Origin of the sequence: Methylobacterium sp. 1973, from assembly GCF_040545035.1 — a bacterium.
GTDB lineage: Bacteria > Pseudomonadota > Alphaproteobacteria > Rhizobiales > Beijerinckiaceae > Methylobacterium > Methylobacterium fujisawaense.
In genome coordinates this window covers 60,728-83,597 of the sequence record NZ_JBEPLA010000007.1, presented here as the reverse complement: position 1 = coordinate 83,597, position 22,870 = coordinate 60,728, and the positions used below count along the sequence as shown (strand labels likewise).

Annotated in this window: 21 protein-coding genes and 1 pseudogene; 11 read left to right on the top strand and 11 right to left on the bottom strand. The window is 71.1% G+C overall.

The window, feature by feature from the left end; translation table 11 throughout:
• The first annotated feature begins 737 nt into the window (after positions 1–737).
• The 6 genes from ABIC70_RS15235 to ABIC70_RS15210 all read left to right on the top strand — a co-directional run bounded on the left by ABIC70_RS15235 (position 738) and on the right by ABIC70_RS15210 (position 7,399).
• On the top strand, positions 738–1,538 hold the full coding sequence (locus ABIC70_RS15235; RefSeq protein WP_043352335.1) for a MetQ/NlpA family ABC transporter substrate-binding protein: 801 nt from the start codon (positions 738–740) through the stop codon (positions 1,536–1,538).
• Positions 1,538–2,707, top strand: a complete 1,170-nt coding sequence (locus tag ABIC70_RS15230; RefSeq protein WP_043386625.1) for a methionine ABC transporter ATP-binding protein — start codon at positions 1,538–1,540, stop codon at positions 2,705–2,707. Before ABIC70_RS15235 ends, ABIC70_RS15230 begins: the two co-directional genes overlap by 1 nt.
• Positions 2,708–2,797: 90 nt before the next feature.
• Positions 2,798–3,451: a methionine ABC transporter permease gene (locus ABIC70_RS15225; RefSeq protein WP_043352323.1), complete on the top strand. Its 654-nt coding sequence runs from the start codon at positions 2,798–2,800 to the stop codon at positions 3,449–3,451.
• A 75-nt stretch (positions 3,452–3,526) separates the two neighbouring features.
• Entirely contained in the window at positions 3,527–4,771 is a 1,245-nt protein-coding gene (locus ABIC70_RS15220; RefSeq protein WP_354440013.1) for an SfnB family sulfur acquisition oxidoreductase, read from the top strand.
• Between the two features lie 10 nt (positions 4,772–4,781).
• Positions 4,782–6,020 carry an SfnB family sulfur acquisition oxidoreductase gene (locus tag ABIC70_RS15215; protein ID WP_354440012.1) on the top strand — a complete coding sequence of 413 codons (1,239 nt, stop codon included), beginning with the start codon at positions 4,782–4,784 and terminating at the stop codon, positions 6,018–6,020.
• A complete protein-coding gene (locus ABIC70_RS15210) occupies positions 6,020–7,399 on the top strand; it encodes an LLM class flavin-dependent oxidoreductase (protein WP_354440011.1) in 1,380 nt (459 codons plus the stop codon). Before ABIC70_RS15215 ends, ABIC70_RS15210 begins: the two co-directional genes overlap by 1 nt.
• On the opposite strand, the gene ABIC70_RS15205 is transcribed toward ABIC70_RS15210, so the two are convergent.
• Both ABIC70_RS15205 and ABIC70_RS15200 read right to left on the bottom strand, forming a co-directional pair.
• The gene (locus tag ABIC70_RS15205; protein WP_354440010.1) at positions 7,387–8,601 is read right to left on the bottom strand and encodes a transporter substrate-binding domain-containing protein; all 1,215 of its coding nucleotides are present in this window, start codon (positions 8,599–8,601) and stop codon (positions 7,387–7,389) included. The genes ABIC70_RS15210 and ABIC70_RS15205 overlap by 13 nt on opposite strands.
• Position 8,602: 1 nt before the next feature.
• A complete protein-coding gene (locus ABIC70_RS15200; RefSeq protein WP_236961936.1) occupies positions 8,603–9,625 on the bottom strand; it encodes a helix-turn-helix domain-containing protein in 1,023 nt (340 codons plus the stop codon).
• Between the two features lie 412 nt (positions 9,626–10,037).
• On the opposite strand from ABIC70_RS15200, the pseudogene ABIC70_RS15195 reads away from it, so the two are divergent.
• From ABIC70_RS15195 to ABIC70_RS15185, 3 genes and pseudogenes are all read left to right on the top strand, one after another.
• A pseudogene (locus tag ABIC70_RS15195) lies at positions 10,038–12,719 on the top strand (S8 family peptidase); the annotation flags it as partial.
• Between the two features lie 499 nt (positions 12,720–13,218).
• A complete protein-coding gene (locus ABIC70_RS15190) occupies positions 13,219–14,469 on the top strand; it encodes an autotransporter outer membrane beta-barrel domain-containing protein (protein WP_354440009.1) in 1,251 nt (416 codons plus the stop codon).
• A gap of 46 nt (positions 14,470–14,515) precedes the next feature.
• On the top strand, positions 14,516–14,713 hold the full coding sequence (locus ABIC70_RS15185) for a hypothetical protein (RefSeq protein ID WP_354440008.1): 198 nt from the start codon (positions 14,516–14,518) through the stop codon (positions 14,711–14,713).
• Positions 14,714–14,904: 191 nt separating this feature from the next.
• Here ABIC70_RS15185 and ABIC70_RS15180 read toward each other — a convergent pair whose 3' ends face one another.
• The 3 genes from ABIC70_RS15180 to ABIC70_RS15170 all read right to left on the bottom strand — a co-directional run bounded on the left by ABIC70_RS15180 (position 14,905) and on the right by ABIC70_RS15170 (position 17,659).
• Positions 14,905–15,270, bottom strand: coding sequence for a response regulator (locus ABIC70_RS15180; protein WP_043759537.1), 366 nt, complete (start codon positions 15,268–15,270; stop codon positions 14,905–14,907).
• Positions 15,267–16,757, bottom strand: coding sequence for a sensor histidine kinase (locus ABIC70_RS15175; RefSeq protein WP_354440007.1), 1,491 nt, complete (start codon positions 16,755–16,757; stop codon positions 15,267–15,269). The genes ABIC70_RS15180 and ABIC70_RS15175 overlap by 4 nt, the downstream gene beginning before the upstream one ends.
• Positions 16,758–17,089: 332 nt before the next feature.
• Complete coding sequence (locus tag ABIC70_RS15170; RefSeq protein ID WP_354440006.1) at positions 17,090–17,659, bottom strand: DUF3016 domain-containing protein; 570 nt, start codon at positions 17,657–17,659, stop codon at positions 17,090–17,092.
• 206 nt (positions 17,660–17,865) lie between these two features.
• Here ABIC70_RS15170 and ABIC70_RS15165 point away from each other — a divergent pair, with 206 nt between their 5' ends.
• Complete coding sequence (locus ABIC70_RS15165; protein ID WP_257787387.1) at positions 17,866–17,994, top strand: hypothetical protein; 129 nt, start codon at positions 17,866–17,868, stop codon at positions 17,992–17,994.
• A 9-nt stretch (positions 17,995–18,003) separates the two neighbouring features.
• Here the strand turns inward: ABIC70_RS15165 and ABIC70_RS15160 are convergent, their stop codons facing one another.
• The 6 genes from ABIC70_RS15160 to ABIC70_RS15135 all read right to left on the bottom strand — a co-directional run bounded on the left by ABIC70_RS15160 (position 18,004) and on the right by ABIC70_RS15135 (position 21,547).
• Entirely contained in the window at positions 18,004–18,282 is a 279-nt protein-coding gene (locus ABIC70_RS15160) for a hypothetical protein (protein WP_043348032.1), read from the bottom strand.
• Positions 18,283–18,311: 29 nt separating this feature from the next.
• Positions 18,312–18,578, bottom strand: coding sequence for a DUF6894 family protein (locus tag ABIC70_RS15155; protein ID WP_210274908.1), 267 nt, complete (start codon positions 18,576–18,578; stop codon positions 18,312–18,314).
• A 393-nt stretch (positions 18,579–18,971) separates the two neighbouring features.
• Entirely contained in the window at positions 18,972–19,430 is a 459-nt protein-coding gene (locus tag ABIC70_RS15150) for a Ros/MucR family transcriptional regulator (protein ID WP_043348035.1), read from the bottom strand.
• Between the two features lie 630 nt (positions 19,431–20,060).
• Complete coding sequence (locus tag ABIC70_RS15145; protein ID WP_354440005.1) at positions 20,061–20,666, bottom strand: PAS domain-containing protein; 606 nt, start codon at positions 20,664–20,666, stop codon at positions 20,061–20,063.
• Between the two features lie 132 nt (positions 20,667–20,798).
• Positions 20,799–20,948 carry a hypothetical protein gene (locus ABIC70_RS15140; RefSeq protein WP_164706361.1) on the bottom strand — a complete coding sequence of 50 codons (150 nt, stop codon included), beginning with the start codon at positions 20,946–20,948 and terminating at the stop codon, positions 20,799–20,801.
• 104 nt (positions 20,949–21,052) lie between these two features.
• Positions 21,053–21,547, bottom strand: coding sequence for a GAF domain-containing protein (locus ABIC70_RS15135; protein ID WP_354440004.1), 495 nt, complete (start codon positions 21,545–21,547; stop codon positions 21,053–21,055).
• Positions 21,548–21,975: 428 nt separating this feature from the next.
• On the opposite strand from ABIC70_RS15135, the gene ABIC70_RS15130 reads away from it, so the two are divergent.
• A complete protein-coding gene (locus ABIC70_RS15130; protein WP_083683604.1) occupies positions 21,976–22,812 on the top strand; it encodes an outer membrane protein in 837 nt (278 codons plus the stop codon).
• Positions 22,813–22,870: the final 58 nt, after the last annotated feature.

Here is a 22,870-nt window from a genome sequence, read left to right as displayed (position 1 = left end):
CTGTCGTTCCCCTGCGCCATCATGCTCCCCGGACAGGCCAGCCCGCCCCGGCCGGGGATCGGCCGCGGTGGTCGCGACCGGCCCGACGTTTCGGACACGGCCGGGTTCCGGATTCGGGATGATGCCCGCGGTGGCGGGAGCCTACATTTTCGTGAGTCAGGGCCATACGCGCCGTCGAGCCGGGAAAGTGTCGCGAAAACAGACACTCGATGTCTTCTCGCGCGACAGATCTGCGGGGATCGCCGTCGGCCGGGGACGCGGACGTCGGGCGCGGTCCCCAGGCTGTGCCGGCGTCGCCTGGGTGCCGCCCAACGGGGCACGGAATCCTCCCGCGCAGGCTCATCCCCCGGATCCAGGGCTATCGGTCGCGGCCTGTTCGCGGACGAACGCGGTCTTGGATGAGCCACGGTTCGTGCTCGATGACCGGTACGGTCCCGATCCGACGGGCACTGGTCCGGTCTCGTCCGAGACGAGGCTCGAGAGGCGCCGTACGGGATGCACGCAGCATCCGCATCCCCCTGACCGGGCCTTCCGGAGATCTTTCATGTCGCCAAACGATCATCTTTGGAATTTCGGATCGCGTTGAGCTGATCTAGACTTTCTCAAGAAGCTCATCCGGACAAGATTGTGCCTATCGAATCGATGGATCGCCCGCGCCTGCGCGTCGGATGCCGACCGTTGTCTCGCGGCTCCACATCCGGAATTGCCCGATCATTGCCCCGCCGGAGTCCTGCCCGATGAAGATCCTGCGTCTCCTCGCCGTCGCGGCGCTCTGCCTCGGCGCATCCTCCGCCGGGGCAGAGGCCCTCCGGATCGGCGTCGTGCCCGGGGCCTACGGCGATGCCGTCACGGTGGCGGCCCGGGAGGCCAAGGCGGAGGGCCTCGACGTGAAGGTGGTCGAGTTCAGCGACTGGACGACGCCCAACGTCGCGCTCGATGCCGGCGACATCGACGTGAACTTCTTCCAGCACCGCCCCTTCATGGAGAACGCGGCCAAGCAGAAGGGCTACGCGTTCGACATCGTCGGGCAGGGGATCCTGTCCAATATCGGCCTGTACTCCCTGAAGCATAAGCGCCTCGACGAGATCCCGGTGGGCGGGTCGGTGGCGCTCGCCAACGATCCGGTGAACCAGGGCCGCGGCCTGCTGCTCCTCCAGAAGGCCGGGCTGGTCAGGCTGAAGGACGGTGTCGGCTTCCTCGGCACCCTCGACGACATCGTCGAGAACCCGAAGAAGCTGCGATTCACCGAGGTCGAGGGACCGCAGCTCGCGCGGATCACCGGCGATGTCGATCTCGCGCAGGGCTATCCGCATTTCATCGTGGCGGCCGGAAGCTTCGACCCGACCAGCGGGCTGATCTATTCCGGCATCGAGGACAAGCTGTTCACGGTCAGCTTCGTCACCAAGACGTCCCGCAAGGACGACCCGGCGATCCGGAAGTTCGTGACCCTGTTTCAGAATTCGGACGCCGTGAAGCGGCAGATCCGCAAGTCCTTCGCCGACAGCGACAAGCTCTACCTGCTGGCGTGGCAGAACTGATGGTCGGCCTCGTCTTCGACAGCCTGCACACTCCGGGCACGCCGGTCGCGACCGGACGGCGGAGTCCGGGCGCCGCGGCCACCGCCCCAGGTCCGGCCGCAGGTCCGGCCGCAGCGCCCGGCCGGAGGCCCGGCACGGTACGGTTCGAGGCGGTCTCCAAGACCTATCCGTCCGCCGCCGGACCGGTCCGCGCGCTCGACAGCGTCGACCTCGCCATTCCGGCGGGGGCGATCTTCGGCATCATCGGCCGATCGGGGGCGGGCAAGTCGAGCCTCCTGCGCATGGTCAACCGGCTGGAGGCGCCCACCTCCGGCCGGGTTCTGGTCGACGGCGCCCCCGTCGATGCCCTCGACACCGACGGGCTCGTGGCCCTGCGCCGGCGCGTCGGCATGATCTTCCAGCACTTCAACCTGCTGGCGGCCAAGACCGTCCGGCAGAACGTGGCGCTGCCGCTGACGGTCGCGGGCGTCCCCAGAAGCGCGATCGGCCCGCGGGTCGCGGAGGCGCTGCGCCTCGTCGGCCTGGAGGACAAGGCCGACACCTACCCGTCGCGGCTCTCCGGCGGCCAGAAGCAGCGGGTCGGCATTGCCCGGGCCCTCGTGAGCGATCCGGAGATCCTGCTCTGCGACGAGGCGACCTCCGCCCTCGACCCGGAAACCACGCTGGCGATCCTCGACCTGCTGCGCGACATCAACCGGCGCCTGGGGATCACCATCATCCTGATCACCCACGAGATGCACGTGATCCGCGAGATCTGCAGCGACGTGGTGGTGCTGGAACGGGGCCGGGTGGTCGAGACCGGGCCGGTCTGGCGCGTCTTCGGGGCGCCCGAGCACCCGACCACGCAGGCGCTGCTCGAACCGCTGACCCGCGGCCTGCCGCCGGATCTGGCGGACCGGCTGCAGCCGCTGCCGACACCCGGCGGATCCGCGATCCTGCGGATCACCTGGGCCGGGCAGGGGACGCCGGATCTCTCGGGCCTCGCCGTGGCGGCCGGCACGCCGGTGCGCCTGCTCCAGGCCGGCATCGAGCGGATCCAGGGCCACGCGGTCGGCCGGATGCTGGTCGCCGTCCCGGGCGCGGATCCGGACGTGGAGGCGCGCCTGCGGGCGCTCGGCGGGGCCGTCGAGAGGCTCGGCTACGTCGCCCCGGAAGCGGAGGCGGGGTGAGGCGACGATGGGCCGCCTTCCCCGCGGAATCCGGCAGAGACTCCGCCGCGCAAGCGGTTCCCCCTCGAACCCACCGACCCGGAGCCCCGCATGACCCCGCAGATGATCGACCGCCTCTGGCAGGCCTTCCTCGACACCGGGCTCATGGTCGGGGTCTCGGCCGGGATCGCCGTGCTGGCCGGCCTGCCCCTGGCGCTGTTCCTCGTCATTTCCGGGCCCGGCGGCATCGTCCCGGCACCGGCGGCCAACCGGGTGGTCGGGGCCGTGGTCAACGGCTTCCGGGCCGTGCCGTTCATCGTGCTACTGGTGGCGCTGATCCCGTTCACCCGGCTGGTGGCCGGCACCACCATCGGCGTCTGGGCGGCCATCGTGCCGCTCGCGGTGAGCGCCACCCCGTTCTTCGCCCGGATCGCCGAGGTCTCGCTGCGGGAGGTGGATGCCGGCCTGATCGAGGCCGCCCAGTCCATCGGCTGCCGACGCCGGCACATCCTCGCCCACGTGCTCCTGCCCGAGGCGCTGCCGGGGATCGTCGCGGGCTTCACCATCACGGTGGTGTCGATGATCGGCGCCTCCGCGATGGCCGGGGCGGTGGGCGCGGGCGGCCTCGGCGACGTCGCCATCCGGTACGGCTACCAGCGCTTCGACACCACCGTGATGATGGTGGTGATCGCGATCCTGATCGCCCTCGTGTGCGTGGTCCAGTTCGCGGGCGACACCGCGGTGCGGCGGCTCCGGGCCCGCTGACGGCCCCGCGCCCCGGCACGAGGCGGCCCACACCCGAGGCCGCATCCCTGAGGCTGAACCCATGAGCCTGCACCCATGAGCCTGGACATGGACGAATCCGTCGCCGACGGGGCGGCCGAGCCGATGCCCCCGCCGCCGTCGCCCCCGCACCGGATCGGATCCGACGCCGAGGCGATCGCGGCCGCACAGGCCGTGGCCCGGATCTTCGCGGCGGGCGCGGCCGAGCGCGACCGCGACCGGCGCCTGCCCTGGGGGGAGATCGCGGCGTTCACCGACAGCGGGCTCGGCGGCCTCACGGTGCCGCGGGCCCATGGCGGCGCGGAAGTCTCTTACGCGACGCTGGCCGAGGTGTTCACGATCCTGGCCGCCGCCGACGGCTCGGCGGCGCAGATCCCCCAGAACCAGTTCGGCGTCCTGGCGCTGGTCGCGGTCGCCGCCAGCCCCGCCCAGCAGGCGCGGATCTACCGCGACGTCCTCGCCGGCCACCGGATCGGCAATGCCGGCCCCGCCCGCAACGGCAAGGCGATCACCCGCGTGGAGACGCGGCTGACATCCGGGCCGGCGGGCCCGCGCCTGAGCGGCCACCGCTTCTATTCCACCGGCGCACTCTTCGCCCACTGGATCCCGACCCGCGCGGTCGGCCCCGACGGAGGACCGCTCCTGGTCTTCGTGCGCCGGGACGCCCCCGGCGTGCGGGTCGTGGACGACTGGCAGGGCTTCGGCCAGCGCACCACGGCGAGCGGCAGCGTGATCTTCGAGAACGCCCCCGTCGAGGCGGATCTGACGATCGACCTCGCGCCCCTCGCCGGGCGCCCGGGCCTGTTCGGGCCGATCTCCCAGCTGATCCACGCGGCGATCGATGCCGGCCTCGCCCGGGGCGCAGTCGCCGCCGCCCTCGACTTCCTGCGCACCCGGACGCGGCCCTATCCCTTCACCGCCGAGACCGTCGCGGAGGATCCCCACATCCTCGGCGAGATCGGACGGATCACGGTCGACCTCCACGCCGCCGAGGCGGTCCTGGCCCGGGCCGGCCGGACCCTGGACCGGATCGCCGCGGCCCCCGTCACCGCCCAGAGCGCGGCCGAGGCCTCGGTGGCGGTGGCGCAGGCGAAGATCCTCACCACCGAGGTCGCCCTGGAGTCCTCAGAGCGGCTGCTCGAACTCGCCGGCGCCTCGGCGACCCGCGACGGGTACAATCTCGGCCGGTTCTGGCGGGATGCCCGGGTCCATACCCTGCACGACCCCGTGCGCTGGAAGTACCACCTCCTCGGCAACCACGCCCTGAACGGCGTGCTGCCGGCCCGCCACCAGTGGAACTGAGGATCGGGCTATGCCGCTCCAGCCCCACGAGACCGCCTTCACGCAGGCGCCCGCACCGCCGCGCCCGGTGCCGGTGATCGCCGACGCCGCGGCGGCGCTGGCCATCGCCGACACGCTGGCGGCCGCGTTCGCGGAGGCCGCGGTCGCGCGCGATCTCGAGCGGCGCCTGCCGGTCGCCGAGGTCGAGCGCTTCAGCGAATCCGGCCTCTGGGCGATCACGGTGCCGAAGGCCTATGGCGGCCCCGGCCTCGACAGCGCCACGGTCGCGCAGGTGATCGCCCGGATCGCCGCGGCGGACGGGTCCCTCGGCCAGATCCCGCAGAACCATTTCTACGCCCTGGAGGTGCTCCGCAACGGCGGCACCGAGGCCCAGAAGCGCGACCTCTACGGCCGCGTCCTGGCGGGCGAGCGCTTCGGCAACGCGCTGGCCGAGATCGGCGCGCGGGACCACACCCGCCGCACCCGGCTCGTGCGCGATCCGGCCGGCTGGTTCGTCGAGGGCCGCAAGTATTACTGCACCGGCTCGCTCTATGCCCACCGCATCCCGACGCTGGTCGAGGCCGAGGAGGCGGGCCGCACGGCCACCTACCTGGTCTTCATCCCCCGGGACGCGCCGGGCGTGACCCTGGTGGACGATTGGGACGGGTTCGGCCAGCGGGTCACCGGCTCGGGCTCGGTCCTGTTCGAGCGGGTCGCCGTGGAGCCCGGCTGGGTGGTGCCGTTCCAGGCCTCGCTGGAGCGGCCCACCGCCATCGGCCCCTTCGCGCAGATCCTGCACGCCGGGATCGATCTCGGCATCGGCGAAGGCGCCTTCGCGGCGACGCTGCCTTTCGTGCGGGACCGCGCCCGGCCCTGGATCGATTCCGGCGTCACCCGGGCGAGCGAGGATCCCCTGACCCTCCACGCGCTGGGCGACGTCCAGGTCCGCCTCGCGGCGGCCGACGCCCTGCTGACGCGGGCCGGCCGCTTCGTGGACGCCGCGCAGGACGCCCCCGATGCGGACAACGTCGCGGCGGCCTCCGTGGCGGTGGCGGAGGCCCGGGCGGCGAGCCACCGGGCCGGGCTGCTGGCGTCCAACAGGCTCCTCGAACTCGGCGGCACCTCCGCCACCGACCGGGCCGAGGCCCTGGACCGCTACTGGCGCAACGTCCGCACCCACACCCTGCACGATCCGGTACGCTGGAAGTACCACTGGATCGGCGCCTACCACCTCGACGGCCGGCTGCCGCCCCGGCACGGAGCGCTCTGATGGCCGCCCAGAAGAAGCAGATCCTGTTGAACGCCTTCAACATGGCCTGCGTGGGCCACATCAATCACGGGCTCTGGACGCACCCGCGCGACCGCTCGTCGGCCTACAACACGCTGGGCTACTGGACCGACCAGGCGAAGCTCCTGGAGCGCGGCCTGTTCGACGGCCTGTTCATCGCCGACATCATCGGCGTCTACGACGTCTACGGCGACGGCATCGACGTGACCGCCCGGGAGGCCGTGCAGCTCCCGGTCAACGACCCGACCGTGATGATCACCGCCATGGCGGCTGTGACCGAACATCTCGGCTTCGGGGTGACGATCAACGTCCACCAGGAGGCGCCCTACACCTTCGCCCGGCGCCTCTCGACCCTCGACCACCTGACCGGCGGCCGGATCGGCTGGAACATCGTCACCGGCTACCTCGACAGCGCCCACCGCGCCCAGAGCGGCGGCACGTTGCCGGCACACGACCGGCGCTACGACTACGCCGACGAGTATCTGGAGGTTCTCTACCGGCTCTGGGAGGGCAGCTGGGACGACGCCGCCATGCGCCGCGACCGGGCGGCCCGGGTGTTCAGCGATCCGGCCCATATCCGCAAGGTCGCCCACCGGGGCGAGTTCTTCGCGGTCGACGGCTACCACCTGTCCGAGCCGTCGCCCCAGCGCACGCCCGTCCTCTACCAGGCGGGCGCCTCGGGCCGCGGCCGCGCCTTTGCGGGCCGGCATGCCGAGTGCGTGTTCATCTCGGCCCGCGACACGGCCACCGCCCGCGAGTCCGTCCGCGCCATCCGGGCCGAGGCGGTCGCGGCCGGCCGCAATCCCGACGACGTGAAGGTCTTCGTCGGCCTCGCGGTGATCCCCGGCCGGACCCGGGCGGAGGCCGAGGCCAAGCGGGACGAATACCTGTCCTACGCGAGCCCGGAGGCGGGGCTCGCGCATTTCTCCGCCTCCACGGGGATCGACTTCGCCCGCTACGGCCTCGACGAGGCGATCCCCTACGCGCCGGGCAACGCCATCCAGTCGGCCACGGCGGCGGCGGCCAAGCGCGGGCTGACGAAGCGCGACCTCCTGGCGGAATTGCAGCTCGGCGGCCGCTACCCGGTGCTCACCGGCGACGCGGTCGCCATCGCCGACGAGCTCCAGGCCTGGATCGAGGAGGGCGAGGTCGACGGCTTCAACCTCAGCCGGATCGTCGTGCCGGAGAGCTTTTCCGACTTCATCGACCTCGTGATCCCGGAACTGCAGGATCGCGGCCTCTACAAGACCGCCTATGCCGAGGGTTCGCTGCGGACGAAGCTTTTCGGCCAGGGGGACCGGCTGCCCGCGCGCCACCCGGCCGAGGCCCACCGCCACCGCGGCGCGCCTCAGCGATCCTGAGCCTCGCCGCTCTCGGAGCCGAACCAGCGGCTGTAGATCTCGTCGTAGCGGCCATCCTCCCTGAGGCCGAGGAGGGCTTGGTTGACGCGCTTGCGCCGGGGGTCGTTCGCCGCGAACAGGATGCCGTAGGCCTGCCGGTTGAAGGCCGGCCCGATCAGGCGCAGCGGCGCGTGGCCGGGCTGCGTCGCGTAGTAGCTCAGGGCGGGGGCATCGTAGACCACCGCGGCGACCGTGCCGGCCTGCAGGGCCGCGCAGGCCTCCTCCAGGCTCGCGAACCCCACCGGCGTGGCGAAGTGGTCCGCCAGATAGGCGACCGACGTGGTGTGGGCGACCGTGCCCACCCGCTTGCCCGGCAGATCCTGCGGGCCGTTGATCGCGCCGCGCAGGCGCTCCACCGTCGCCGTGCTGGTCAGGCCGGCGGTGAACCACGCCACCAGGGCGATGCAGGTGAACAGCCAGACCACCGTGATGGCCCGCGCGAGGGGGCTGCGCGGCATCTCCTCCGCCTGCGCGGCGAGGCTGCTCAGCGCCCACCAGAGGACGTGGGCGAAGCCGTGCGCCGGCCGGGCCCGCGCCGCCATGCCGCCGGGATGGCGGCGTTCGAGCCACCAGATCAGCGCCGCCACCGCGAGGATGAGGGCGGCGAGCCCCAGGAGGACCTGCAGGAAGGTGGCGTCGCTCAGGAGCGCCCGGAGGGCCCGGCCGGTGGCCGAGCCGGTCGCGTCCGGCGCCGCCGGGACGGCGATGCGCAGGCCGGTCTCCAGCATCGTGACCGAGAAGTCGAACCGCCGCTCGCGCTCCGCGGTGATCGACACCGCCGCGATGGCGAGGTCCGCGCACCCGTCCGAGACCGCCCCGAACAGCGCCGGCAGGTCGTCGACGCGGACGAAGGCGGTCCGGACGCCCAGCTCCCGGGCGATGGCGTTCCAGAGATCGATGCTGAACCCGCGCAGCCGGCCCTCCGCCTCCATGACCAGGGGCGGCACCGGATGCGTCGCGACCCGCCACGTCTCGGGATCGTTCGTGCGGAGCGCGAGGGACGGCCCCTCCGACACGCCCTCGGATGCCGTCCGAGCCGTGTCCCGGGTCTCGGCGCGCAAAGGGTCCGCGGCGAGCGGCACGGCGGCCGCGAGGCAGAGGCAGAACGCCACGACGCCCGCAGGCGCGACGGCGCGCCGTCGACCGGTGGACGGGCGCGGCATGTCAGAGGCTCTCGATCCAGTTGCGCAGGACGGCCCCGGGCGCGGGGTCGGGGTGGGCGTCCAGGCGCTGGGACGCATCGCTGGGGATGAAGCCGAACCGGCGCTTGAACGCCCGCCGGAAGGTCCGCTCGTCCGAGAAGCCGACCGCGAAGGCGACCTGCGAGATGCGCAGGGGCTTGGACGCATCGTCGCGCACGAGCATCCGCATCGCCGCCATCAGGCGCCGGTCGCGGATATACGCCACGATGCCGTTGGGGGCGAACAGGCGGTACAGGGTCGAGCGCGACAGGCCGAGCCGCGCCGCGACCAGGGCGGGCGTCAGCTTCGGGTTGCCGAGTTCCGCCTCGACGAGGCGGCGGACGCGGATCCGGACGTCCTGGTTCTGGGACGGGCGCCCCTCCTCCTGGCCGCGCAGCCAGCTGGCGCAGAGCTGGGTGATCGCCGTCGAGGCCGCCAGGGCCTCGCGCCGGTCGAGGAGGTCGCCGCAGGCGACGACGTTGGCGACGAAATTGTGGACCAGCCGCCCGAACGGGTCGCCGTCATGGTCGAGGGGGCGGCCGTGCAGGGCGTCCGGGTGGCAGCCCTGCTTCTCCAGAAGCGCGCGGGGGATCACGACGTTGGTGGCGTCGACCGCGCCCGCGACGATGCGCACGGGCTGGGCGAGATCGAAGACGATGCACTGGACCTCGTTCACCGGGCCGGTGCCGTGATCGGTCTCCACGCGGCTCTGCCCCCGGCGGTAGAACTGCAGCAGGATGTGATCCAGGCCCTGCTGGCCGATCATCTCCCGCGTCCGCACGAGGGTGTGCGCCGGCGCCACCACGTCGCCGACCAGCAGGTCGCCGAGATGGTAGCTGCGCATCGCGATCGGGATGGTGAGATCGGTCTCCGGGCGGAAGCTCACGTCGAAGATGGGCGCGAGATGGTCCTGCCAGGCCCGGCCGAGCGCCTCCGGATCACCGGGCGGCTCGAACCGCAGGCAGGCGACCTCGCCGCCCGGAGCGGCGCCGCCGGCCGGTGCCACGTCCGGGTCCCGGTTTCTCTCCTCGGAAGACATACGTGGAGCCTGACACCTGCTGTTAGCGCGACCGATGAAGAACGAGGGCCTGCCCCAAGGTGACGCGTGGCAACGCGGTCCGGTCGTCCCGCACGTTAGCCGCGTCCATCCGGACAGTCCTCCTATCTCCCGCCGCCCCGAGCAGCTGTACACTGTCGTTTGTCGCTGCGGCGTGCGATTCGACGCAGGTGTCGCCCGACCGGGCCGCAGCGGGCCCAGCATCGGAGGATTCTGACCTGCGCGCCGGTGGGATGGTTCCTTCCGTCTCAGAAAGGGGGATCCCCGTTTCAGAATGTTGCGCGCGGAGCAGAGTGTGGCTGCAATGTGATAGTTCGTTAAAGCCGCATTTTCTAACCCCCGCGCAAAGTCTGTGACAGGCATGACGGGGGTCAGTCCGATGGTCCAACAGTATAGCGACGTCGAGCATGCGACCGGATCCTGTGATCCGAGCAGGAGCACGGGCGCCGGAACGCGACGGTGCGGCCCCGTCCGGATGGGATTGCTGGTCGGCAGCTCGCTCGCCACGCTCGCGCTGGCTCTGGGACCTGTGGCGGCGCAGACCGTGCCGGCGCGCTCGCCCTCGACTTTCGGACTGACAGCGGCTGATTTCTCGAACTGGTCGGCTTACCAAGGTGATTGGGGGCTCGCCGCGATCAATGCCGCGACGGCTTACGCGCATGGCTATACGGGGCTCGGCGTCTCGGTGGCAGTTGTCGATAGCGGCATCGACCCCAATCACCCGAAATTTGCTGGGCGGATATCGTCTGCCTCTCGGAACTTTTGGCTCACCGATCCCCCTGGAGCGATCCGCAGCACTCTTCTCGTCGACCTCAACAGTCATGGGACGCACGTTTCAGGAACGATCGGGGCATCTGCAGCCGGCGGCGAGATGATGGGCGTCGCTTTTGAAAGCACGCTGCTCTCACTGAATGCGATCATGGGCCCGGCCGAGGCCAATTTTATCAAGCAGAGATTGGGCCTCAACGAAATCTCGACCGATGCCAATGCCGCGGTTGATTTCGCGGCAGCCAATGGGGCGCGAGTTCTCAATGGCAGCTATGGCCCCTCCTTGCCGACCAAGCTCATTCTCGATGATAACGGCAATGTAATATCCAATCCTTATTACGTTCAGCTGAAAATACAATCATACGAATACGGTGACGCACTGGCGGAGTACAGCGCCCTCAAACGTGCCGCAGACAAAGGTATGCTGCTAGTCTTTGCGGCTGGCAATGAGCGTGAAGATCAGGAAAAAGTCGCCGTCAATCCGACCGGCGTTGCGTTCTATCCTTTCATACGTCCAAGCAACGCAAACAGCGGCGTCTATCAGCTCAATGATGGTCAAAATCGGCCGATCGATCAGTCGAAGGTCGATTTTTCAGACTTGTCAGGCTACATCGTTTCAGTCGTCGCAACTGACAAAAACAATCAAATCGGATCTTTCAGCAATCTATGCGGCGTGACAGCAGCTTGGTGTATAGCCGCGCCCGGCGTGGGTATCTACTCGACCGTTCCAGGCGGCGGATACGGGTTAAAAAATGGTACATCGATGGCAGCGCCGCATGTCTCCGGTGCCGCAGCCGTGCTGATGCAGGCGTTCCCGTTCCTGACGGCGCCGCAGATCGCCCAGACGATGTTCACCACCGCCACCCACCTCGGCGACGGACCGGCCAACGCCCCGAACGCCACCTTCGGCTGGGGCCTGCTCAACCTCGGCAAGGCGATCGACGGTCCGGGCCAGTTCACCTCGACCTGGACGGTCAACACCACCTATAACGGCCAAGCCTATTACGGCCGCTTCGCCAACGACATCTCGGGCGTCGGCGGCCTGATCAAGACCGGGCTCGGCACCCTCGAACTCGCCGGCACCAACAGCTATGCCGGCGGCACCGCCGTCTACGGCGGCACCCTCGCCGTCTCCCGCGACGCCAACCTCGGCGCCGCCGGCACCGGCCTGACCCTCGGCGGCGGCACCCTCGAGGTCCTGGCCGACGGATTCGCCACCGCCCGCCCGCTCACCCTCTCCGGCCCCGGCACCCTGCAGATCGACGGCGGCACGTCCACCTTCGCGGGTCCGATCGCCGACGGCAGCCAGCCGGGCGTGCTCGTCAAGAGCGGACCCGGCACCGCCATCCTGTCGGCCGCCAACACCGTCACCGGCGGCGCCCTGGTCGGCGCCGGCACCCTGACCCTGACCGCCACCGGCAGCCTCGCCGCACCGGTCCGCATCGGCCCCGCGGCGAGCCTCCTCAATGCCGGCCTGGTCTCCGGCGGCGTCGGCAATCTCGGCGTCCTGGGCAACAGCGGCACCATCGCGGGCGGCCTCGCCAATGCTGGGCTGGCCCTCAACACCGGCACGATCACCGGCGGGGTGGCCAACACCGGCAGCCTGGGCAACAGCGGCGCCCTCGCGGGCGGCGTGGCCAACACCGGCAGCCTCGCCAGCAGCGGCGCCCTCGCGGGCGGCCTGACCAACACCGGCACCGTGCTGGCCAGCGCCGGCCGCATCGACGGCGCCATCGCGAACAACGCCGGGCTGCTCGCCGTCTCCGGCAACGTCGCCAGCGACGGCACCCTCGCCAACGCCGCCGGCGCGACCCTCGCCGTCACCGCAGGCGGCCGCTACAGCCTCGCCGGGCCGCTCGCCAATGCCGGCATCGTCGTCCTCGCCCAGACCGCCAGCCTCACCGCGCCGGCCGGCTTCGGCAATGCCGGCCTCGTCGCCAGCGACGGCACCCTCACCACCGACCTGACCAATACCGGCCTCGCCCGCCTGTCCGGGCAGCTCAACGGCGCGCTGACCAACACCGGGCTGATCCAGGTCACCGGGCCGCTGGCCGGCCTCACCACCCTGACCAATGCCGGCGCCCTCGACCTCGGCAGTGGCGCCCTCACGGTGGCGAGCCTGTCCGGCCCCGCCTCCGCCGTCCTGGGCAACGGCGCCCTCACGGTCGCCGGCCCGGCCTCCACCACCTATGCCGGCGCCATCCTGGAGACCGCAAGCCCCACCAGCCTGACCCAGGCCGGCACGGGCACGCTCACGCTCACCGGCACCGGTCGCTTCTCCGGCCCGACCACGATCCAGGCCGGCACGCTCGCGCTCAACGGCCTCTGGGCCTCGCCCGTGACGGTGGCCGCCGCCGGCACCCTGCGCGGCATCGGCACGATCGCCGCCCCGGTCACGGTGGCCGGCGCCCTGCGGCCGGGCAACTCCCCCGGCACCCTCACGGTGCTCGGCCCGGTGGCCTTCGCCCCTAGCAGCCGTCTCGGCCTCGACATCGACGGACCCGGCACCGGCACGGGTGCCGGCAGCTACGCCCGGCTCCTGGCGCTGGGGGCCACCAGCACGGTGTCGGCGGGGGGCACCCTCGTGCCGGAGCTGCGCGGCCTCACCGGCAACGCCACCAACGCCTTCACCCCGGCCCTCGGCCAGCGCTTCGGCGTGCTCACCGCTCAAGGGGGGGCTGTCGGGCTCGTTCACCGGCCTCGCCCAGCCGACGACGGGGCTTCCGGCCGGCACGCGCTTCGACGCCCTCTACGCCGCCACCGGCCTCGACCTCGTGATCACGCCGGCGGCCTACGGCAACCTCGCCGGGCTGGGCCTCCCCCAGACCGGCAACGCCCAGGCCGTGGGCGCGGCGCTGGACGTCGCCCGCCCGGCCGCCGGCACCCGGCCGGACGCGGCCCGGGCGCGGGTCTACGATCCGCTCTACGCGGCCAACCCGGCCACCCTGCCGGGCGGCCTGGCCAGCCTGTCGGGCCAGAGCTACGGCGACGCGGTGATGACCGATCTCTCCGCGCGCCGGCTGATCGCCGACGCGATCGACCGGCACCAGCGCGGGCTGGGCGGCGGGACGGCGGCGTTCGGCGCGGGCGATCCGGGCCTGGGCCCGAACCGCACGGCGCTGCAGGTGCGCGGCGCCGCCGGGGTGCCGGACCAGCCGCTGGCGGTGGGCGAGGGCCGGGTCTGGGCGGACGCGCTGTACGGGTTCGGCGACCGGGCCGGCGATCGGGCGGCCTCGGGCGCCGGTTACGGCGCGGGCGGCCTGCTCGTGGGCGTCGACCGGCAGGTTGGGGCGGAGACGCAGGTGGGCGGGGCGTTCAGCTACCTGCGCGAGACCGGCACGTCGCGGGGGGCGGGGCTCGGCCGGTTCACCACGGACAGCTACGGCGGCAGCCTGTACGCGCAGACGCGTCTGGGGCCGGTGGTGCTGCGCGGGACGGCGGGGGTGTCGTACGCGGACGGGCGGATCGACCGGACGGTGGCCCTGGGCACGGCGGTGTCGCAGGCGAGCGGTCTGGCCTCGGGCTGGAACGGCGGGGTGGCGGGCTTTGCCGGGTACGCGCTGGCCGTGGATCTGCCGGTCGAGGTCGTGCCGGAGGTGGGGTTCAGCTACGACCGGCTGACGCGCGGCCGGGTGGCCGAGCGGGGCGGCCTGGTGGGCCAGGGGGTCGGGGGCCAAGGGTTGGGCGGCCAGGGATTCGCGGTGGCCGATCTCGACGCGGCGCGCAGCCTCGTGGGCGGCCGCGTGGCGAGCGTGGCCTTCGCGGGCGTGCCGGACCTGCGGCTGGAGGGTCGGGCCTATTGGGCGCACGAGCTGGCCGACACTTACGCGGTGGTCCGCTCCGGCCTGTTCGGGGCGCAGTTTGCCGCCCGCACCAGCGCCCTCGGCCGGGACGGGGCGGTCCTGGGGGTGAGTCTGACCGGGCCGGTGGCGGACGGCGTGCGGTTGACCCTGGGCTACACCGGTGACGTGCGTCCGGGCGCCACCGCCCAGGTCTTCGCCGCAGGCCTCCAGGCCGCATGGTGAGGCACGCCGACGGCACGCAGGCCGGCGCCGTGCTGAGGAGGGAGGCATGCAGGACCGCGGAGAATCGGGCGATCCGTCGATCGAGGCCGAGCCGGCATCGCACCAGCCCGGCCGGTTGCGGCGGCTGGTCGATCTGCTCGAAGGGATCGAGCTGCTGGTCCAGGCGGTTCGGCTGGTCGGATGGCTCCTGAGAGGATTGTGGCTGGCCGCCGGGGCCCTCGTGCGCGCCTTCGGGGATCGATGAGCCGCACGGCGGGCCCACCATCCCCTGCCGATGCATGGCCGCTCCGTCCGAAGCCCGTCCCGTGTCGTTCGGGACAGTAACGGCGCTCCGATGCAGAGCGGCGCGCAGGCGGAGATGTTTCACGGGAAACACCCGCCCGATTGGCCGAAGCCCCGACAACCGGGTCCGGCGCGGACGCGGGACCCGGTGCTTCAGCCGAACAGCGCGCGCGCCACGATTTGCGGGTCGAGAGGTTTCTGGCAGAGGGCCACGGCTCCGTGGAGGGACGGCACCGCGACCGGATCGTAACCGGTCGCGAACAGGAACGGCACACCCCGCGCGTACAGCGCGTCGGCGACGGGATAGACGAGCTCGTCCTGCAGGTTGATGTCGAGCACCGCGGCGTCGATCGCGGCCGTGCGGGCGATCAGCGCCAGCGCCTCGCCGACACTGGGCACCGGTCCCAGCACCTGGGCACCGCTCGCCTCGAAGCCGGATTTGAGATCGATGGCAATGAAGTAGTCATCCTCGACCAGCAGGACCCGCCTGCCGGCCAGCGGGCGTGGAGTCGGGGTCATGCGGGGCTGCCTGCGGCTTCTCCGTCGGGGAGGGGAATGTTGATCGCGCAATAGAGCGCGGTGTCGCCGAGTTCGTAGCTGGTGGTCGCCTTGAGGGCATAGGGGAGGGCGCGCTCGATCAGTTCCCGCCCGTATCCGCCCCGCGGCGGCGCGTCCGCCGAATCCGGTCGACGGACGAGACCGTCCTCCACCCATTCCACCAGCAGCCGGCCGCCGCCATCGTCCGCCCGGTAGGTCCGCCACGTCACCGTCAGGCGCCCCTCCTCGCTGGTGAGCGCGCCGTATTTCAGCGCGTTGGTGGCGAGTTCGTGCAGGGCCAGCGCGAAGGTCTGCACCGTCGCCTTGCGCAGCCGCACCACGGGGCCGTGGAGCCGGATGCGCCCCTGCATGGCCGGAGCGTCGAGGGCGGCGAGTTCCGTCTCGATCAGGGCGCGGAGCGTGATCGGCTCCTGATCCGAGCGGGAGAGGAGGCCCTGGACCCGGGAGAGGGCGGACAGGCGGTCGTTGAAGCGCTCCCGGAACGTCTCGCCGGGCCCAGTCTGAGCCATCGTCTGCTGGGCGATGGAGCGCACGACGCCGAGCAGGTTCCGGGTCCGGTGCTGCAGCTCGGCGACCATGACCTGTTGCCGCTCCTGAAACTGGCGCAGATCGTCGATGTCGGTCGAGGTTCCGAGCCACTCGACGATCCGGCCCTGCGCGTCGCGGACCGGGGCGGCCCGGGTCTGGAACCAGCAGAAGCGCTGCTCGGCCGCGTTGCGGAGCCGGTGCTCGAAGGAGAGGTGGCCGCTCACCGGAGCCTCGCGCCAAGCGGTCTCGGCCGCCGCGTAATCGTCCGCATGGACCGCGTCCAGCCAGCCCCAGCCCCGGCTCGTCGCCTCGGTCTGACCCGTATAGGCGTGCCATTGCGGGCTGGACCAGATGCAGGCACCGTCGATCGCGGCGCGCCAGACGAGCTGCGGGATGCCCTGGGCGAGGGTGCGGAACAGCTCCTCGCTCTCCCGCAGGCGGCGCTCGGCCAACACCCGCTCGGTGCTTTCGACCACGATGGCGATGACCCCGGCGGGCCGACCATCCGCGCCGAAGACCGGCGAGTAGTCGAGGTTCATCCAGACCGGCTCGGGCTGGCCGTAGCGGTGCAGGGTCAGTTCCTGGTCCTTGTAGGAGAGCGTCCCGCCGGCCAGTCCGACACGCATCACGTTGTCGTTGAAATCGACGATCTCGGGCCAGCCCTCGCGCACCTTGGAGCCGAGGAGCTTGGGATGGCGCGCCCCCGCGAAGACGGAATAGGCATCGTTGTAGATCATGATGCCGTCTTCGCCCCACAGCAGCACGATCGGCACCGGCGATTGCAGCAGGGTGCTGACCGTGAAGATCAGGCTCTGGGGCCAATCCGCCAGGGGCCCCAGCGGCGTCTGCGTCCAATCATAGGTCCGGACCAGGTCCGCGAGTTCGCTGCAGCCGGCCGAGAAGATGCAGGCCTCGCTCATGCGGTGACCGACTGAAGAGGCTCCAGCCCGGGCGAGCGCCGCGGGACTGGAGCGGGGACCGTTCCGCGACCGGCCCGGGGGCGGCCCGTCGTGCAGATCACGACCAGGTACTACACAGCCCCGGGGCTTGATAGGGGCGCCCTCATCGTCGAAGCGGCCATCGGCTCCGGGTCTTGCGACCATCCGACGGGTCCGGAAAGCCGGATGTCGCGACATCGCATCGGTCTTCACGCCACCACGCCACAGCGCGCTCCACGAGCGCCACGGCGGATGTCCGCGGCCCTGTCGGATCCGACAGGACGAATGCAGGGACGAACCGCCGGTGACGTGCCCTAGCGGCGGCCCGCCGGCTCCAGAAAGCGCCGGGCGAACCAGTCGCGCAGGAGCTGGCGCTCGTAATACAGGCTGCCGGTGGAGAAGCGCGGGTTGGACGTCAGCAGGAAGTTGATATCCGTCACCGTGTCTTCGCCCTGCGCGACGATTCGACCGCCGCGGTGCAGGACATAGGCGAGGCGGATCCGTGGCGGCGTCGCATCCGTCACGACCCGCAGGCCCGTCGGCGTCGCGAAGCCGGGGCGCTCGAAGCCGGCGAGATCGACATCGAGGACGATGATGTCGAGGCGCTCATCCGGGCGGAGCCACGCCGTGCCGAGATCTCGGAAGATCCGGGTCAGCTCGGCGAGGGTGACCCGGAGCGGCTGCCCGGAGCCGAACCGGTTCTCGGCATCGGTGAACCGATCCGGATCGGCATAGCGCACATGGACCTGTGCCTGGACGATCGGAGCTTGGACGACCTGAGCCTGGACGACCTGAGCCTGGACTTGGGCGGCGGCTGGTCCGGCCAGAGGCAGCAGAACCGTGACCGCGAACCCGGCCCAGCCGCCGGCGAGACGCCTGCACATGTCGAACTCCTCCCCGAACCGCTTCCCGACGGCGCGGCGTGGGCCTGCGGGGTGGGACCACCCGAGCGGAGCCACAGAGCCCACGCTCATACCCGACGCCCGGCTGCGACCGAATGGCCCTGACCCGTTCATAGTCTCGCCGTGTTCCGGGCGCCTCGTAGCACTCCCGGCCCGAGGGGCGAGCCGGTCATGGGAGTCCGACGCGCATGATGAACTCTGTTCTGGCGCTTCTTACCGTCGTGGCAGTTTTGGTGGTCACGGCGCTGATCAAGCTGCCGCTGCTGCCGTTCCGCCTCCTGGGCCGTCTCCTGCGCAGCCGCCCGGCGACCGCCTGATCGAGCCGCTCAGGTGGCCGTGTCGATGCAGAATTCCATCCCGCGACCCGGCCCCTGATCGGAATAATCGACGAGCGCCAGTCCGCGCTCGGCCAGGGTCGCCTCCACGGTGTCCCGCTCCTTGCGCACCATCTGGCCGACCGCCAGAGGGGTCAGCCGCGGACTCGCGCGCCGCACCTGATCGACCCCGATGCTCGCCGGCAGGCCCGCCCCTTCGGCGATCCGGGCGAGGGCGAGCCCTAGATCCCGCGCCTTGGTCTCCGCGGCGGATTTCGGCTTGTAGGCCATCTGCTTCTCCTTCTCGGCGGCCGCCCGCCTCAGGCGGCCCGCGTGTCGACGTTCACGTCGGGAAAGGCCCGGATCCAGACGCGCCGCCCCTTGGCGTCGTAGACCTCGACCTGCCAGCCCGACCAATCGAACCGCTCCACGACCCGCTCCATCAGAGCGAGGGCGACGCGCTCGGCATGGGCCCGCATCGGCGCCCCGTCGGGCAACCGGCTGCCGCACAGGTCGGTCACCAGCTCGTGGCCGTCCGTACAGTGGAAACGGTACAGCCGCGTCGGCCTTGAGGCTCTCTCGATCAATCCACAGGGCTCCACCGCGATCCGAGACAGGACGCGTCGGCGGTTGAAACTGCCGATCCGAAGCGCTCTGTTCACGATCTGTTCTATACAGATTCGAAGCGCGATGCACCCTGGTCCCGAGACGAGACCTGCGGAGATTCGTCTCAGGGAGGCCGAGACGATCGCCTTTGCCGATCGCCTTTGCCGATCACCGGGCGGCGAAGGGCGATGGCGCAGCGCCTCGACCGGCAAGACGGCTGATCGCTTGGGATTATGCCGTGGCCGGACGGAGGCGGACGATATCCCCGCGGCTGCCCCCGGCCGGTCCGTCGCCGTGACGGACGATTGAAGATCCCGGCTCCGTCGGGGGGAACGGGACGCGGCGCCGTCCGGCGACGTCACGCCCGCGGGGGATCAGCGCTTCGCGCCGCCGCGACGGGCCATGGCGCCGGGCTGGCCCAGGCCGATCGCCTTTGCGAGGGCGGAGCGCTGCTCGGCATAGCCCGGGGCGACCATCGGGTAGTCGGCCGGAAGGCCGTAGCGGTCCCGGTAGCTGCGTGGATCGAGGCCGTGGCTGGCCAAGTGGCGCTTCAGCGTCTTGTAGGTCTTGCCGTCGATGAAGCTGACGATCCCGTCCTGCCGGACCGACTTGCGGACCTGGGCCGCGCCCGGCTTCTCGATCTCGGCCTGGGGCGCCGCCCCGGATTCCGGCGTCAGGGTCCCGGCGACGAGCCCGCTGACCGCGCCATGCACCCGCGCGATCAGGGCCGGCAACTCCGAGGCCGGAACCGGATTGTTCGACACGTAGGCCGCAACAAGCTCGGCCGTTATAACGGCCAAGGTGTTGGAGGCTTCATCGAAGGTCTCGTTCATGTGCAGATTTCCAAATAGCGGTTTACGTTCAGATCGTTTGGGCTCAACAAGGGTTTAAACGAAGTAAAAATCGAACGAAGACTCATCGAATAGATTCCGATTTTCTCGTGCCCTACGGCCTCCGAGAGGCGATGGCGCCGCGTCGGTCACCGGGATCGCGTGACGACCCGTCTCGTGCCACCGAAGCTCGTCCGGGATCATGGACACCCGGGTGGCGGCCAGATTCGGCACCCGTGCGGCGCAGCCGCCCGCTTGCCGGAACCGGCAATGGCATCGCGAACAGGCGCGTCTCCGACGCGACGGTCGGCGGTGGCCCCGGACCGTGCCGGCGATCGCCGTCAGGCGCCCCAGGTTGGCATGCCGCGCAGCGGCTCGGGCGGCCGGGTGTCCTGGCCGCCGCGTTCGGGAGCTTCGTCGGGCCCGGGATCCGCAGGGCCGCGGACGCGGGACCGCTGCCGAGAGCCGCAGGATCGGACGCTTTCGCCGGGCCGGCCGAACGTCCGGCGCACGCGTTCCGAACGCTTCGCGGGCGGCCTCGAGATCCTGTGCCTTGCGTTCCTCCCGGCCAGCCCGGCGGATCCTCCCGGAGGATCGCGTGGGCGGTCCGGTCGGAGTTCACCCGGATCCCGCTCAGCGTCGACCCATCGTCCGGGCCAGGGCGCGGCCGAGGCTCATCAACAATCCGTCGGCCGCGAGGCGGAGTTCCGCCGCCGCATCCTCGCCGAGCGTCTGCCTCAGCGCGATGGCCAGATCGGCCGCACGGCTCAAGGGGTCGTCCGGCGCCGCCGCGCTGGTGAAGATGTAGCGGTCGCCGCCTTCCCGGAGTTCCGTGATGTCGATGATGATGCCACGCGCCCGGACCGGACGCCCCGCGGAATCCGGGACGGTCCGTCCGCGGCTGATCAGCCAGTGCTCGGCTCCGCCCTGCACGACGCGGTACTCGGCCAGCACCAGACCACCCGACCGCACGGCCCGCTGGACCTGGTCCAGCAGCCACGCACGGTCGTCCGGATGGACGGCGGCCAGCGCGTCGGCGCCGCTGATCTCCGTACCGGCGAGGGCCGGATCGCCGGTGAGCAGCCAGGCCGCGCCGGCATCATAGACTATGGTGCCGCGGCGGATGTCCCAGTCCCAGGCGCCGACCACGCCGGATGCATCGAGGGCGGCCTGCAACCGGTCGGACGGCGTATTGAATCCGTCGGTCGCGTCGATCGGCGTCCTCGAAATCTCACTCATGACGCGAATCCCGGCCGCACAACCGGGATGATCTGGCATAGAAATGTGCCTCTTTGCCAGAATCTCGACGGAGATTTCATAAGCGGGTCCGGTCGATCAGGATCGGCACGCCGGGCGGCCCGTCATGCCGCATCATTTCCGCTGGGCGGTGGGGTTGGGTGTCGACGACGTATCCGGCGCGACGGCCGGATTGACGGGCGTGACCGTCGACCACGTGGCCGCGATCGCCACAATGGCGAGCAGCAGGGCGACGAAGATGCCGATGAGGGTGAGGCGCTTCATGAGGCGGGTCTGGGACTTCCGTGCAGGGCGATGAAGGCGGGGAACGGCCTGAGCGGCCGATCGATCCCGCCGGCACGCAGGATCCGAACGGCCGGCACCGACCGTCACGGCCCGCTCGGACGGATCCGATCCAAGGCCGCCGCCGCGTGCCGGGCCAGACCCTCGAGCCGGCGAACGGTCCCGTCGTCGGGGATGACGGAGGCGCACCAATAGGCGCTGAGGGCGGCGACCGGCTCGGGGAAGCCGATCGGAACCACCACGAGACTGCGCATCGAGGTCAGTCGGTAGGCCGCGATCGGCACCCGGGGATCGCACTCGATGTCCGGCACGACGATGGTCGCGCCATCGAGCATGGCCCGTCCCGAAACGCAGTCCGTCAACGGAAACCGGCGGCCGCGCCACAACGGCTCGATGGCGTCCTCGGCGGCGTAGAATGAGGCGTCGCCCTCGCGCAGCACCACGGCAATCCCATCGGAGCCGGCGATCTCCCGGGCCGTCTCCCGCAGGATCGTCACGATGTCCTCGAGGAAGCGGGCGGTCGCCAGCCGGCACGAGGCCCGAACCAGACCGGCGTCGGAATCCAGGGGACGTTCAGCCATCTGGGACGCGTCGTGGAAGCAGGCCGATCGATCCATGAAGCGCCCTCCGCGACGTCGCCGCGGGGTCGCCTCGGGCGTCTTCTTCGGTTGAAGCCTCACTGCGCGCGACGGCGCGGACAACAACTTGGATCAAGCGTTTCGCCGAAGCGGTTCGGCGTGATCGGATCGCCCGCGCGTGGCGAGACGCGGAGAGATGAGCGGGCGACGCCCGACATATTGGTCATCGCGGCGGGGCGACGCGGCAGATGTCACGAAATAGTTCCCGATCCTTCGATCACGACGCCGAGATGATGTGCTCCAGCGCACCTTCCGGTCCACCGCCTCCGGACCCCCGCCGACGCTGTTGCAACAATGCACTATCGCGTCCGCACATCCTGACGTCCTGTCCGCCCCGCACACATCCCGCCTAACGGGAGACAGAGGACCAGATGATCAAGAAGCTTCTTCTCGCGAGCGCCGCCACGGCCCTCCTGACCGGTGCCGCCTCGGCTGCCGACCTGCCGCGCCGCGCCGCCCCGCCGCCGGTCTTCACCCCCGTCCCGGTCTTCACCTGGACCGGCGCCTACTTCGGTATCAACGCCGGCTACGCTTTCGACGCCAGCGACCGCAACACCGGCAACACCTTCGCCGTGCCGTTCCCCTACGCCGCCCCCGGCACCGTCGCCTCCTTCCGCAACCGCAGCCAGGACGGCTTCTCCGGCGGTGGCCAGATCGGCTACAACTGGCAGCTGACCCCCGGCTCCGGCGTCGTGTTCGGTATCGAGGCCGACGCCCAGTACCTTGACTTCGGCCGTAACCGGAACAACGCCTTCGTCGCCGGCGCGCTGGCCCCCGGCTACTACGTCACCGACCCGCGCGGCCTCTCAAGCCTCGACTTCTTCGGCACCGTCCGCGGCCGCCTCGGCTACGCCTTCGACCGCACCCTCGTGTACGGCACCGGCGGCTTCGCCTACGGCTCCGGCAGCGCCGACCGCTCCTTCGGCGGCTACGCCGGCAACGACAGCTTCCGCACCGGCTGGGCCGTCGGCGGCGGCGTCGAGTACGCGCTCCCCACCGACTCCTTCCTGAACTTCTTCCGCTCCTCGGCCGTGACGCTCAAGGTCGAAGGCCTGTACGTCAACCTCGACCGCAACACCCGCAACCAGGGCGCGTTCGTCATCAACGCCGCCAACAACTTCCCCGTCGTCTACAGCGGCATCGGCCGCCGTTCCGACGAGTTCGCCGTCGTCCGCGCCGGCCTGAACTACAAGTTCGGCTCCTACTAAGACCGCACCGCGGCGGTCGGATCCCGACCGCCGCGCCAAGCCGAGCTCGCAATGGGCC

Coding starts and splice junctions, on each gene's coding strand:
- ABIC70_RS15130 (WP_083683604.1), top strand. CDS start 21,976: ATGATCAAGAAGCTTCTTCTCGCGAGCGCCGCCACGGCCCTCCTGACC.
- ABIC70_RS15150 (WP_043348035.1), bottom strand. CDS start 19,430: ATGAACGAGACCTTCGATGAAGCCTCCAACACCTTGGCCGTTATAACG.
- ABIC70_RS15210 (WP_354440011.1), top strand. CDS start 6,020: ATGGCCGCCCAGAAGAAGCAGATCCTGTTGAACGCCTTCAACATGGCC.
- ABIC70_RS15185 (WP_354440008.1), top strand. CDS start 14,516: ATGCAGGACCGCGGAGAATCGGGCGATCCGTCGATCGAGGCCGAGCCG.
- ABIC70_RS15140 (WP_164706361.1), bottom strand. CDS start 20,948: ATGAAGCGCCTCACCCTCATCGGCATCTTCGTCGCCCTGCTGCTCGCC.
- ABIC70_RS15215 (WP_354440012.1), top strand. CDS start 4,782: ATGCCGCTCCAGCCCCACGAGACCGCCTTCACGCAGGCGCCCGCACCG.
- ABIC70_RS15235 (WP_043352335.1), top strand. CDS start 738: ATGAAGATCCTGCGTCTCCTCGCCGTCGCGGCGCTCTGCCTCGGCGCA.
- ABIC70_RS15205 (WP_354440010.1), bottom strand. CDS start 8,601: ATGCCGCGCCCGTCCACCGGTCGACGGCGCGCCGTCGCGCCTGCGGGC.
- ABIC70_RS15135 (WP_354440004.1), bottom strand. CDS start 21,547: ATGGCTGAACGTCCCCTGGATTCCGACGCCGGTCTGGTTCGGGCCTCG.
- ABIC70_RS15220 (WP_354440013.1), top strand. CDS start 3,527: ATGAGCCTGGACATGGACGAATCCGTCGCCGACGGGGCGGCCGAGCCG.
- ABIC70_RS15175 (WP_354440007.1), bottom strand. CDS start 16,757: ATGAGCGAGGCCTGCATCTTCTCGGCCGGCTGCAGCGAACTCGCGGAC.
- ABIC70_RS15170 (WP_354440006.1), bottom strand. CDS start 17,659: ATGTGCAGGCGTCTCGCCGGCGGCTGGGCCGGGTTCGCGGTCACGGTT.
- ABIC70_RS15180 (WP_043759537.1), bottom strand. CDS start 15,270: ATGACCCCGACTCCACGCCCGCTGGCCGGCAGGCGGGTCCTGCTGGTC.
- ABIC70_RS15165 (WP_257787387.1), top strand. CDS start 17,866: ATGATGAACTCTGTTCTGGCGCTTCTTACCGTCGTGGCAGTTTTGGTG.
- ABIC70_RS15225 (WP_043352323.1), top strand. CDS start 2,798: ATGACCCCGCAGATGATCGACCGCCTCTGGCAGGCCTTCCTCGACACC.
- ABIC70_RS15145 (WP_354440005.1), bottom strand. CDS start 20,666: ATGAGTGAGATTTCGAGGACGCCGATCGACGCGACCGACGGATTCAAT.
- ABIC70_RS15160 (WP_043348032.1), bottom strand. CDS start 18,282: ATGGCCTACAAGCCGAAATCCGCCGCGGAGACCAAGGCGCGGGATCTA.
- ABIC70_RS15230 (WP_043386625.1), top strand. CDS start 1,538: ATGGTCGGCCTCGTCTTCGACAGCCTGCACACTCCGGGCACGCCGGTC.